The 12,341-nt window shown below is 61.6% G+C and carries 12 protein-coding genes; 10 read left to right on the forward strand and 2 right to left on the reverse strand.

Going from position 1 to position 12,341, the window contains the following annotated elements; all coding sequences use genetic code 11:
- The first annotated feature begins 113 nt into the window (after positions 1-113).
- The 3 genes from H2510_RS13080 to H2510_RS13090 all read left to right on the forward strand — a co-directional run bounded on the left by H2510_RS13080 (position 114) and on the right by H2510_RS13090 (position 3,288).
- Positions 114-1,748 (forward strand): acyl-CoA synthetase, encoded by a 1,635-nt coding sequence (locus H2510_RS13080; RefSeq protein ID WP_186628735.1) that lies wholly within the window; start codon positions 114-116, stop codon positions 1,746-1,748.
- A gap of 6 nt (positions 1,749-1,754) precedes the next feature.
- Positions 1,755-2,870, forward strand: a complete 1,116-nt coding sequence (locus tag H2510_RS13085; protein ID WP_186628736.1) for a nitronate monooxygenase family protein — start codon at positions 1,755-1,757, stop codon at positions 2,868-2,870.
- Between the two features lie 178 nt (positions 2,871-3,048).
- Positions 3,049-3,288 carry a hypothetical protein gene (locus tag H2510_RS13090; protein ID WP_088945368.1) on the forward strand — a complete coding sequence of 80 codons (240 nt, stop codon included), beginning with the start codon at positions 3,049-3,051 and terminating at the stop codon, positions 3,286-3,288.
- A gap of 96 nt (positions 3,289-3,384) precedes the next feature.
- Here H2510_RS13090 and H2510_RS13095 read toward each other — a convergent pair whose 3' ends face one another.
- Both H2510_RS13095 and H2510_RS13100 read right to left on the reverse strand, forming a co-directional pair.
- The gene (locus H2510_RS13095) at positions 3,385-4,476 is read right to left on the reverse strand and encodes an acyl-CoA dehydrogenase family protein (protein WP_186628737.1); all 1,092 of its coding nucleotides are present in this window, start codon (positions 4,474-4,476) and stop codon (positions 3,385-3,387) included.
- A 19-nt stretch (positions 4,477-4,495) separates the two neighbouring features.
- Positions 4,496-5,674, reverse strand: a complete 1,179-nt coding sequence (locus H2510_RS13100; RefSeq protein WP_084347214.1) for an acyl-CoA dehydrogenase family protein — start codon at positions 5,672-5,674, stop codon at positions 4,496-4,498.
- A 228-nt stretch (positions 5,675-5,902) separates the two neighbouring features.
- Between H2510_RS13100 and H2510_RS13105 the strand changes: the two genes are divergently transcribed.
- The 7 genes from H2510_RS13105 to H2510_RS13135 all read left to right on the forward strand — a co-directional run bounded on the left by H2510_RS13105 (position 5,903) and on the right by H2510_RS13135 (position 12,341).
- Positions 5,903-6,091, forward strand: a complete 189-nt coding sequence (locus H2510_RS13105) for a ferredoxin (protein ID WP_088945366.1) — start codon at positions 5,903-5,905, stop codon at positions 6,089-6,091.
- A gap of 42 nt (positions 6,092-6,133) precedes the next feature.
- Positions 6,134-7,063 (forward strand): 3-oxoacyl-ACP reductase, encoded by a 930-nt coding sequence (locus tag H2510_RS13110; protein ID WP_186628738.1) that lies wholly within the window; start codon positions 6,134-6,136, stop codon positions 7,061-7,063.
- A 393-nt stretch (positions 7,064-7,456) separates the two neighbouring features.
- Positions 7,457-8,221: an ABC transporter permease gene (locus H2510_RS13115; RefSeq protein ID WP_088945364.1), complete on the forward strand. Its 765-nt coding sequence runs from the start codon at positions 7,457-7,459 to the stop codon at positions 8,219-8,221.
- Positions 8,222-8,234: 13 nt separating this feature from the next.
- Positions 8,235-9,086, forward strand: a complete 852-nt coding sequence (locus H2510_RS13120; protein ID WP_186628739.1) for an ABC transporter permease — start codon at positions 8,235-8,237, stop codon at positions 9,084-9,086.
- Between the two features lie 6 nt (positions 9,087-9,092).
- Complete coding sequence (locus tag H2510_RS13125; RefSeq protein WP_186628740.1) at positions 9,093-10,256, forward strand: MCE family protein; 1,164 nt, start codon at positions 9,093-9,095, stop codon at positions 10,254-10,256.
- On the forward strand, positions 10,253-11,284 hold the full coding sequence (locus H2510_RS13130) for an MCE family protein (protein ID WP_186628741.1): 1,032 nt from the start codon (positions 10,253-10,255) through the stop codon (positions 11,282-11,284). Before H2510_RS13125 ends, H2510_RS13130 begins: the two co-directional genes overlap by 4 nt.
- On the forward strand, positions 11,271-12,341 hold the full coding sequence (locus H2510_RS13135) for an MCE family protein (protein ID WP_186628742.1): 1,071 nt from the start codon (positions 11,271-11,273) through the stop codon (positions 12,339-12,341). Before H2510_RS13130 ends, H2510_RS13135 begins: the two co-directional genes overlap by 14 nt.

Raw genomic sequence — 12,341 nt, forward strand, 5'->3', positions numbered from 1 at the left:
TGATTTCGTTCCGATTTCCGGCGCACTCGACGTCACTGTGGCTACCTCACTCTTGTGATCTCGGTCTCAGATTGGCTATTGCCAGAAACGATAACACGTTCTACTTTTAACGCGTGGCCCTAAATATCGCAGACCTCGTCGAGCATGCAATCGACCTTGTTCCCGACCGTGTTGCCTTGGTGTCGGGAGACCGAGAGATCACCTACGCGCAGATGGAAGACAGAACCAACCGGCTAGCGCACTACCTGCAGAAGCAAGGCGTCAAGCCGGGCGACAAGGTCGGGGTGTACAGCCGTAACGGCATCGAGGCGATCGAGGCAATGGTCGCTATCTTCAAGATTCGCGCAGTGGTGGTCAATGTGAACTACCGCTACATCGAGAACGAGTTGCAATACATCTTCGAGAATTCGGACATGGTCGCGCTCGTTCATGAAGCCCGCTACTCCGACAAGGTCGCCGCTGTTCTACCTACCTGTCCACTGCTGAAGACGACCGTCGTGATCGACGGCGCCGAGGGCCAGGTCTCCTACGAAGACGCGCTCGAGAGTTCTTCCCCCGAACGCGACTTCGAAGAACGCACCAACGACGACATCTACATGCTCTATACCGGTGGGACCACGGGTAGCCCCAAGGGCGTGATGTGGAGGCACGAGGACATCTGGCGTGTGCTCGGCGGTGGCATCAACTTCATGACCGGCGAGTACGTCGAAGACGAGTGGGATCTCGCCAAAATGGGCGCCGAGAATCCGCCGATGACGAGAATGCCGATTCCTCCGATGATCCACGGCGGGGCACAGTGGGCCACGTTCCAGAGCCTCTTCGGGGGTGGAAAGACCGTGCTGCACCCCGATTTCGAGGGTCACGCCATCTGGCAGCTGGTCGACAAATACGGGATCAACCTCGTTTTCATCACCGGTGATGCGATGGCACGCCCGATGCTCGACGCACTCATCGAGGGCGGCCCGGATGGCAAGCCCTACGACTTGTCCTCGCTCTTCCTGATAGCCAGCAGCGCAGCATTGTTCTCACCCAGCATCAAGGAAAAGCTCCTCGAACTACTTCCCAACAGGATGATCACCGACTCGATCGGATCTTCCGAGACAGGTTTCGGCGGACTGTCCGTAGTCGCCAAGGGCGCCGAACACACAGGTGGACCGCGGGTGAAGATCGACGCCTCGACCATCGTGCTCGGTGAAGACGGCCGTCCCGTCGAAGCAGGCTCGGGAGTCAAGGGACTGCTGGCGCGGAGTGGGCACATCCCGGTCGGGTACTACAAGGACGAGGTCAAGACGGCTGAGACGTTCAAGGAGATCAACGGCGTCCGCTACTCGATTCCCGGCGACTACGCCAGGGTCGAAGCCGATGGCAGCGTCACGATGCTCGGGCGTGGTTCGGTCTCGATCAATACCGGCGGCGAAAAAGTGTTCCCGGAGGAGGTCGAAGGTGCTCTCAAATCGCACCCCGACGTGTTCGACGCCATCGTCGTCGGCGTCCCGGACGAGCGGCTCGGCCACAGGGTCGCTGCCGTCGTACAGACCCGAGGCGCACAACGTCCTACACTCGCAGACCTCGATACCGCAGCACGTAAAGAGATTGCGGGATACAAGATTCCGCGTGCTGTGTGGTTCGTCGACGAGATCAAGCGTTCGCCGGCCGGCAAGCCCGACTACCGGTGGGCATTGAGTCAGACCGAGCAACGCCCGGCCGACGAGACCTCCGCGGCGCGTCTCGCCAGCGCAGAGAGCTAATCAACCATGCATACCGATCTGTCGGAAAAGTTCGGAATAGAATTTCCGATCTTCGGCTTCACTCCGTCCGAACATGTCGCTGCGGCGATCAGCCGAGCCGGCGGACTCGGTGTGCTCGGCTGTGTGCGGTTCAACGACGCCGAAGAACTAGACGCGGTGCTGACCTGGATGGATGAGAACACCGACGGTAAGCCGTACGGTGTCGACATCGTCATGCCGGCGAAGATTCCCACCGAGGGCGCGTCGGTGGACTTGAACGAATTGATCCCGGCCGAGCATCGAGCGTTCATCGATCGGACGCTCGACCAGCTCGGTGTGCCGCCGCTCGACGACGATGCGGCACGTAACGAAGGGGTGCTCGGCTGGCTGCACTCGGTGGCCCGCTCGCACGTCGACGTCGCGCTGAAGCATCCGATCAAGTTGATCGCCAACGCGCTGGGTTCGCCGCCGAACGATGTGATCGTGCAGGCACACGAGCACGGCGTACCAGTCGCAGCGCTGGCAGGTACGGCGGAACACGCGCGCAGACACATCGAAAACGGTGTCGACATCGTCATCGCTCAGGGGTATGAAGCTGGGGGTCATACCGGTGAGATCGCTTCGATGGTGCTGCTACCCGAGGTCGTCGAGGCGTTGGGCGACTCGGGCGCAGTTCTTGCGGCAGGCGGAATCGGCAGCGGACGGCAAGTAGCGGCCGCTCTGGCGCTCGGCGCACAAGGTGTCTGGATGGGATCGATGTGGCTGACAGCGGCCGAGTATCGCCTCGGTGCACGCGTGGAGGGCAAGCCGTCGGCTATGCAGGAAGCGTTGTTGACGGCGACATCGAGCGATACGGTTCGAACTCGCATCTACTCGGGTAAACCCGCGCGTTTGCTCAAGACCAAGTGGACCGAGGCGTGGAACAGCGCCGAGGCCCCGGAACCGCTACCGATGCCGTTGCAGAACATCTTGGTCAGTGAAGCGCATCAACGAATCAACAACGCCGACAATCCCGAGGTGGTGGCCATGCCGGTGGGACAGATCGTCGGCAGGATGAACGAGATTCGTCCGGTCGCGGACATCATCGCCGATTTGGTGGACGGGTTCGAAGAAGCAGTCAGCAGGCTCGACAAAATTCGCTAGATGATTCGGCGGGCTCACGCGATTACGCGTGAGCCCGCCGAATCATGTTGCGGGGGAGTGTGTGTCGAGGCAGATAAGTTCCGTTGCGGCCGGGTGGGGGCGCTCGAGGCGAGCAACGGGTTCCGAGCCGACTAGGGTTGGGTCACACACGAATGAACGAACCGAATGGAGACTCGTAGTGGCTTCCGCGATCGCAGCAGGCGACCTGGTCCAGGCGAACGGGCACGCCGGCCCGTGGAAAGTGCTCGAGATTCGACAGGGTCTCGCACTTTTGGAACATCACGGCGGCCATCGACTCTCGGTGCGGACCACCACATTGTCGGTGGTCCGCAAAGGTTCTCCTGGGGAAGAGTCGCAGCCCACGGGCTCCTCGGCAGCAGCGGTCGACGAGCCGCCGTCACCTACTCTTTTCGACTGACTGGCCGTTAGAGGGTCTGCCCGAAAATTACCGCGGGGCACGCCTTCTCGGTGTCGCCCGACCTGGCGTGTACCAGGTCGGGCGATAAGTCCGAAATCAGGCAGGCACGTCGGCGAGAGCGGAACCTAGACGGCGCAGCTGAGCGGTGGCATGTCCGTAGGCGAACTCTGCTCGCTTGGCGACGAGGAAGTATCGGTGCACCGGATGATCGCGATCGAGCCCGACGCCACCGTGAATGTGCACCAGCGTGTGCGCGACGCGGTGGCCTGCGTCCGCTGCCCAGAACTTCGCGACCGCAACATCTTCGTCACCGTTGTTGCCTGCGGAGAGGCTCCACGCTGCCTTCCAGAGCGTCAACCGGGCGCCCTTGACGTCGATGTACCCGTCGGCCAACCGCTGTGCGACGGCCTGGAAGCTGCCGATCGGCTTACCGAACTGAACACGTTCACGGGCGTACTCGGCGGTGAGCCGGAGCGATTCCTCCAGGACCCCGACCTGGTATGCGCAGGTTCCGAGCGTGACGCGTGCCAGAACCCAGCGCGTGACATCCGGATCTGCGAGCAACCGGGTCGAGTCGACCTGCACCGAGTTCAATTCGAGAACTCCGATGCTGCGATTGTCGACGCCCTGCTGGGGTAGGACCGTGACGCCGGCGTCGTCCGAGCGGACGAGAAACGCGCCTGCGGCCGTCGTGACGAGGAAGCCGTCGGCGACGGGTGCACTGTCGACGCCGATCTTGGAGCCGGTCAAAGTCCAGCCGGTGTCGGTGCGGTCTGCTCGTGTCAACGGGTCGAGCGGCTCGCCGTGTTCTTCATCGATTGCCAACGTCAGGATCGAGCTGCCGGCAACGGCTGGGGCTGCCCACTCGGTCCGCTGCTCGTCCGAACCGAACCGAGCGATCGCCGCGGCGACCGAAGTAGTTGCCACGAACGGGACGGCGGCAAGGCCTCTGCCGAGTTCGATGGCGATCGACGATGCTTCCAGTTCGCCGTACCCGTCTCCGCCGATGGACTCGGGCGCGGTAGCCGACAGAAGTCCGCCGGACGTCAGCGCATCCCACAGGGCGCGGTCGATGGTGTCCGGGTTGGAATCCAGCTGTCGCTGAACGTCGTTCGTGCTGTATTTGGTAACGATGTCATGGGTGAGCCCGGCGAGATCGCGCTGAGCCTCGGTGGTGGTGAAGTCCATTTCATTCTCTCCCGAAAAGTCAGCGTGCAGATGCGGGCAGGCCGAGCGCGGTCATGCCGATGATGTCGCGTTGCACCTCGTTGGTGCCGCCGCCGAAGGTGAGGATCAACGAAGAGCGATGCAGCCTTTCGAGTCGACCCTGTAGTTGGGCGCCAGGCGAGCCGCGCCGGAACGTGGCGGATGGCCCGAGGATTTCCATCATCGTGCGGTATGCCTCGGTTGCCAGTTCGGTGCCGTACACCTTGTTCGCCGACGCGTCGGCCGGGCCGGGGGTGGAGCTGGCGGCGGTGATTTCCCAGTTCAGCAGTTCGAGGTAGGACGCCTTCGCGTGGACCCGAGCGAGTGCAATCTGCACCCATTCCTGATCGATGATCCGAGTGCCGTCCGGCTTCTTGGTGTTCTGCGCCCACGCACGGACCTCACGGAGAGAAGCGACGAGCGGACCGGCCGAGGTGAGAGCGACACGCTCGTGGTTGAGCTGGTTGGTGATCAGCGACCAACCGCGGTTCTCTTCGCCCACGAGTGCGGTCTTGGGTACTCGCACATCCTGGTAGTAGGTCGCGCTGGTGTCAGGACCTGCCATCGTGTGCACCGGAGTGGTGGAGAAGCCTTCGGCGTCGGTGGGAACGATCAGCATGCTGATCCCGCGGTGCTTGCGAGCCTCGGGATCGGTACGGCACGCGAGCCACACGTAGTCGGCGTACTTGATGAGCGAGGTCCACATTTTCTGGCCGTTGATGACGTAGTCGTCGCCGTCGTGGACTGCTGTGGTGCGCAGCGCTGCCAGGTCGGTGCCTGCTTCCGGCTCGGAGTAGCCGATCGAGAAGTGCAGATCGCCGGCAGAAATACGAGGAAGGAAGTACGCCTTCTGCTCCGGCGTGCCGAACGCCATGAGAGTCGGCGCGACACTGTTGATGGTCAAGAAGGGAACCGGTGCTCCCGCGGTGGCGGCTTCGTCGGTGAAGATGAGCTGGTCCATGGCCGAACGTGCCTGGCCACCGAACTCGGTAGGCCAACCGAGCGCGAGCCAACCGTCGGTACCCATCTGTTTGACTACATCGCGATAAACGGTGCCCTCACCGTATTCACCGGATGTCGAGCTCAGTGCCTCGCGGCGCTCGGGAGTGATCAGGGTGGCGAAGTAGGCGCGTAATTCGGCGCGCAACTCGGCCTGTTCCTCCGTGTACATGATCCGCATATCAGTGGTCCTCTCGTGCCCGGAATCTGCAACAAGTTCATAGTGAGTCGACGTCGGTATCCGTGCGCCACCCTCAGGTAGGTCGAATCATTGCACACGGGGTGGAACACGTTCTAGTCTTGAGGGATAAGTGGCCCGTCGACCGGGCGTGCGGCTTCGAACCTGGGGCCGATCGGGCACGTACGGGCGACGGCGCAAGCGCATCACAAATGAAAGTGGGTATCGACAGTGCTCGAGGTTGATTTCGATCGGTGTGAAGCGAACGGTGTGTGCGTAGGTGTGGCACCCCAGGTGTTCGACCTGGACGACGACGACCAGCTGGTGGTGTCCGATGCTGCAGACCTGCCCGAGAACAAGGCGGACGTGGACGAGGCGATAGCGGGTTGCCCGCGAGCCGCACTGCGGTGGAAGGAATAGATTGCTTGCCACAAACATAGAACACGTTCTACAGTCCGGAACGTGAACGAAGAAGAGGTACGACTCGACGACAGGGTAGCGCTCGTAACCGGTGCTGCGTCCGGACTCGGCCGCGCGGAGGCTATCGGCCTCGCGCAGGCGGGTGCTGACATAGTGCTCGGCGATATCGCATCGGGACCCGCCGCGGACGAGACGATCGCGGCGATCGAGGCGACTGGCCGTCGGGTGGTCTTCGTGCCGGGCGACGTGAGCGAACGTTCCACTGCCGACGCCATGTTCGCGGCCGCGCAGGATAAGTTCGGCCGCGTCGACATCGTCGTCAACAATGCTGGAATCGTCCGAGATCGCATGCTGTTCAACATGTCCGACGACGACTGGGATGCAGTCATCCGGGTGCATCTACGCGGGCACTTTCTGCTCACGCGCAACGCAGGCGCCTACTGGCGAGGCGAATCCAAGAAAGCAGGCGCGCCGGTATACGGCCGGATCGTCAACACCTCTTCCGAGGCAGGGTTGTTGGGACCAGAGGGGCAGGCCAACTACGGCGCTGCCAAAGCTGGAATCACGGCACTGACGTTGTCGGCATCGCGGGCGTTGTCACGCTATGGGGTTCGCGCCAATGCGATCTGCCCCCGTGGTCGTACGACGATGACCGAGGCTGTCTTCGGCGATGCACCGGCCGACGGAATCGATCCGTTGGCACCGGAGCACGTGTCGACACTGGTGACCTACCTGTCCTCGCCTGCCTCGGACGCCGTCAACGGGCAGGTCTTCATCGTCTACGGGCCGATGGTGGCTCTCATGGCTGCCCCCGTCGTCGAGCAGCGGTTCGATGCAACTTCGGGTGCGTGGACGCCGCTGTCCCTCGGGGCCGAGCTGAGTACCTACTTCGATGGGCGTGACCCTTCGAAGACTTTCTCGGCCAGTGCGGCGCTCAACCTGGACGCGCCGAAGGTCACGGCCAGTCCATAGCTTTTCGATTTCGGCCACATCGAGGGCGATGTCGGGCGAAGATAATGCGGGCGCGTGGGTTCAAATGTGGTTCTACGTTGTTTCAGCGATGCGGGTGCAAAACTAGATCACGTTCTAGTTTTGCACCCGTTTCTTCACGGTGAACTCGCCGCCTGCAGTGGTCGAGCAACTCCCCTCGAATGTCGCGACATTCGAGTGTCCGGAAGCCAAAACTCCTTTCCTGCAATGTAAGTGAATAGAAGGGCCGTACGCGATGTGTACGACACTCACGCGTGAATCGAACCGTCCAATATCGAGATCGGTCGATTCTTTGACTACTGAACGTGTTCTAGTTAACATGAGCTGGACGGCCATGACTTGGATCACAGTGTCGCATGTAGCGAGGGAGGTTTCATGAACGACGTTCTCCTCGTACCCCTTCGTGCGGTAGGCGCCTTCTTCGACATGTCGTGGTACACCCTCCGTTCGGTGTTCCGTCGGCCGTTTCAGCGTCAAGAGTTCATCGACCAGGCGTGGTTCATCGCCCGTGTGTCGATGGTGCCGACCGTCCTGGTGGCCGTGCCTTTCACCGTGTTGGTCAGCTTCACCATCAACATTCTTCTCCGCGAGATCGGTGCAGCCGACCTCAGTGGCGCGGGTGCTGCTCTTGGAGCTGTCACGCAGGTCGGGCCCATCGTCACGGTGCTCATCGTCGCTGGAGCAGGCGCGACCGCCATCTGTGCCGACCTCGCCGCACGCACCATCCGCGAAGAAATCGACGCGATGCGGGTGCTCGGCATCAACCCGATCCACCGCCTCGTCGTCCCGCGAGTGCTTGCCTCGACGGTCATCGCACTGCTACTCAACGGCCTGGTGAGCACCATCGGCATTCTCGGCGGCTTCGTGTTCTCCGTCTTCCTTCAAGGTGTCAACCCGGGGGCCTTCGTCAACGGCATCACGCTGCTGACCGGCTTCGGTGAACTCATCGTCTCGCAGGTCAAGGCCGGTCTGTTCGGAATGATCGCCGGTCTCGTCGCGTGCTATCTCGGGCTGAACGTGCGTGGCGGAGCCAAAAGCGTGGGCGATGCAGTGAATCAGACAGTCGTCTTCGCTTTCATGGCACTGTTCGTCGTCAATGTCGTGGTCACCGCCGTCGGTATCAAATTGACAGCCGGATAAGGGGGATATAGAGATGGCCCTCGTTACAGCAGGCCGTTTTCCGATGGTGCGCAGGCGGATCGGTCGTGCGTCGGGCGCGGTGGACCGCCTGGGAGAACAGGCGATCTTCTACATCCGTGCGCTCGCATCGGTGCCACGCGCCGCGGTTCGCTACAAAAAAGAGACTTTGCGACTCGTCGCCGAGATCAGCATGGGGTCCGGGGCGCTGGCCGTCATCGGCGGAACAGTGGTCATTGTCGGATTTCTAACGCTGTTCGCCGGTGGAACCATTGCCGTGCAGGGCTTTTCGTCGCTGGGTAATATCGGTGTCGAGGCACTCACCGGCTTCTTTGCCGCCTTCATCAACGTTCGCATCGCCGCCCCGGTCATCGCGGGCATCGGGCTTGCGGCCACAATCGGAGCCGGTTCTACGGCGCAGTTGGGCGCCATGCGGGTTGCCGAGGAAATCGACGCACTGGAATCGATGGCAATTCCGTCGATCCCGTACCTGGTCAGCACGCGAGTGCTCGCGGGCATGGTTGCCATCGTGCCGCTCTACTCGCTTGCGGTCATTGCCTCGTTCATCGCGAGTCGTTTCGCCACGGTGGTGCTCTTCGGCCAGTCTGCGGGCGTCTACGACCACTACTTCGACACATTTTTGATACCGACGGACATACTGTGGTCCTTTGCCCAAGCCATAGTCATGGCGCTCGCGGTAATGCTGATTCACACGTACTACGGCTTCACTGCCAGCGGCGGTCCGGTCGGCGTCGGGGTGGCTGTCGGAAACGCTGTTCGCGCCTCGCTCATCGCAGTCGTGACGGTGACCCTGCTGATCTCGCTGGCCATCTACGGCAGCTCCGGCAACTTCAACCTGTCGGGATAACGGGACATGGACAATTCGATTACCAAGAAACTCGCCGCCGCCGGACTCGTGCTCGGTTTGGTCGCCATCACGGCGTTCGCATTGATCACGTTCGCGGGCGGATTCACCAGCACAGTTCCGGTCACCGTCACCTCGGCGCGCGCCGGACTGGTGATGGATCCGCAGGCCAAGGTCAAGCTTCGCGGCGTCGAGGTCGGCCGTGTCGGGTCGATCTCGCAGGAAGACGGTATGGCTCGGCTCGACCTGGATCTCAATCCGTCGATGCTGTCGCTGATTCCGTCGAACGCTGCGGTGGAGATCAAGTCCACCACGGTGTTCGGCGCCAAGTACGTCAACTTCGTCGTTCCCCCCGACCCATCGAGCCAGAGCATCGAGGCCGGCGCCGTCATTCCCGCGGACAGTGTCACCGTCGAGTTCAACACCTTGTTCCAACATCTGTCGGAGGTTCTTCAGAAGCTCGAACCCGAAAAGCTCAACGCGACCCTCGGCGCGGTCTCCTCGGCGCTGCGCGGCCGCGGCGACCAACTCGGGTCCTTGCTCGAGGACACCGATTCCTATCTGAAGACAGTGAATCCGAGTCTTCCCGCGCTGCAACGAGATCTGTCTGCGGCAGCGATCGTCACCAATGTCTACGCCGACGCGACCCCGGACCTCATGCGGGTACTCGACAACGCGAGTGACACGGGCAAAACCATCGTCGAGCAACAAGCGAACCTCGACCTACTACTGATGAACGTGACCGGTCTCGCCGATACTGCAACGCAGGTGCTGACCGAGAATCAGCAGCCAATCGAGACCGCACTGTCGACGCTGACCGACACCACGACGCTTCTCGACGAATACTCACCCGAAATCTCGTGCTTCTTGGTGGGGCTCAACAAGGGACGGAAGCAATTCGGGCCGATGGCCGGTGCAGGAGACAGCGCCTCGCTCAAGCTCAGCACGAGCTTCGTGCTGGGTGACCCGGCGTACACGGTCGAAAAGGACCTGCCGAAGATCGCGGCCAGCGGCGGCCCCAACTGCTACGGGTTGCCCAACTTCGATCCGAAGCAGGCGCACTCACCGTTCGTCGTCGCGGACACCGCCGACGCACCGTATGTGCCTGAGACGCAGCCTTCCGTCAACGTGCCCACCATCTTCCAATTCCTGTTTGCGGGGGCGTGGCCATGAGAAGTAATACGATAAAGCTTTCGATCTTCGCGCTGGTCATGGTGGTGATCTTCGGTGCTTTGGCATTGGTGTTCAGCCAATACCGGTTCGGTAGCACCGACTCCTACCATGTCGTGTTCAGCGATGCGTCAGGGCTCAAGTCCGGTGACAAGGTGCGCATCGCAGGGGTTCCCGTCGGAGCCGTGAAGGGTGTGGACGTCGGCGATGAGAACCTCGCCGAGGTCGAGTTCGACGTCGACTCGAAGTACCGCCTGCTGACGAGCACCGCGGCAACTGTCCGATACGAGAACCTCGTAGGCGACCGGTACCTCGAGCTCCTCGAAGGCCCCGGTGGGATCGAGGAACTCGACAGTGGCGGCACGATTCCAGTGAATCAGTCTTCACCCGCGCTCGATCTGGACCTGTTGCTCGGTGGGTTCAAGCCACTGCTTCGAGGATTGGATCCGCAGCAGGTCAACGATTTGTCCGCGGCGTTGCTCGGGGTCCTGCAAGGGCAGGGCGGAACCCTGGTCTCGCTTCTCGGTAACACGAGCTCGTTCACCAACACACTCGCTGACCGCGACCAGTTGATCGGCGACGTCATCACCAACCTCAACGCGACTCTCGGCACGATCGATCGTCAAGGAACCCAGTTCGAGACCACCATCGACTCATTGCAGCAACTCGTCAGTGGACTTGCTCAGGATCGAGACCCGATCGGTGACGCCATCCCGCGTATCGCCGGGGCAACAGGAGATCTGGCCGGGCTTCTCCAGGCGACGCGTCCGGATCTGCAGGCGATGATCGCTGCCGCGAACCGCACCGCGACCCAGTTGGACCTTGGAAAGGACAACATCGATCAGGTGCTCACCCGGTTGCCGAGTGACTACAAGAAACTGATTCGAACCGGATCGTACGGCAGCTTCTTTCAGTTCTACTTGTGCTCCAACACATTCAAGATCTCAGGGCCAGAGGGTTCACCGACGCTGCTCGTTCCGACGGCGGTTCAGGATACGGGGAGGTGTGCAAACATCAATGACGTCAACTAAAGCGGATAAATCACCGAACCTCATCCACATCGGGGTCATCGGCATCGTGTTGGGGCTCTGCATCGTAATTGCGACGCTGCAGTACGACCGCCTGCCGTTCCTGAACGGCGGCATCAACTACTCCGCGCTCTTCACCGATGCAGGCGGCTTGATGGTCGGTGACGACGTCACGGTCTCCGGCGTCAACGTCGGAAAGGTGGAGCAGATCGAACTCGCAGATCAGGAAGTTCGCGTCGAGTTCACGGTGCGCGAGAACATCGAACTCGGCGAGGCCACTGCTGCGGCGATCAAGACCAACACCATCCTGGGCCGCAAGTCGTTGAAGGTGACGCCCGACGGACCCGGTTCCATCGATGTCCACGACACCATTCCGTCCTCTCGCACCAACTCCCCGTACTCGCTGACCGATGCACTGGGCGACCTCAGCACCACCATCTCCGACCTCGACACCCAGCAGTTGGGTGACGCGATGAACGTAGTGTCGGACACACTGTCCGACACACCGCCGGAGCTGCGTACCGCACTCGATGGCATCAGCAGGCTCTCGCAGAGCATCAACTCCCGCGACGAGGGCTTGCAGCAGTTGCTCGAGCGAGCCGAGAGTGTGACCGGAATCCTGGCCACCCGCAGCGATCAGATCAACCAGTTGATCCTCGACGGCAACGAGCTGTTCGGTGAGCTCGATCGCAGGCGTACCGCGATCAGCCAGTTGATCACCAACATTTCTTCGGTTTCTCGCCAACTCACCGGTTTGGTCCAGGAAAATGCAGCGCAGATGGGTCCAACACTCGAGAAGCTCAACTCGGTGGTGGCGGTACTGCAGAAGAACAACGACAATATCGCCGGCGCGCTCGACGGGCTGGGGCCATACATCAGCGCCCTCGGTGAAGCGGTTGCAAGCGGGCCGTTCTTCAACGCCTATATCCAGAACATCCTCCCGAGCTCGTGGTGGAAGACGATCGTGGACGGCGTCGTTGCTCCGGATCAATTGCCTGGCACTCTGCAGGATCTGCTTCCGAAGAATTCGCCACCCATCCTGAAACCTCCGGGGCAATGA

Source organism: Rhodococcus sp. BP22 (genome assembly GCF_014281965.1).
Classification (GTDB): domain Bacteria; phylum Actinomycetota; class Actinomycetes; order Mycobacteriales; family Mycobacteriaceae; genus Rhodococcoides.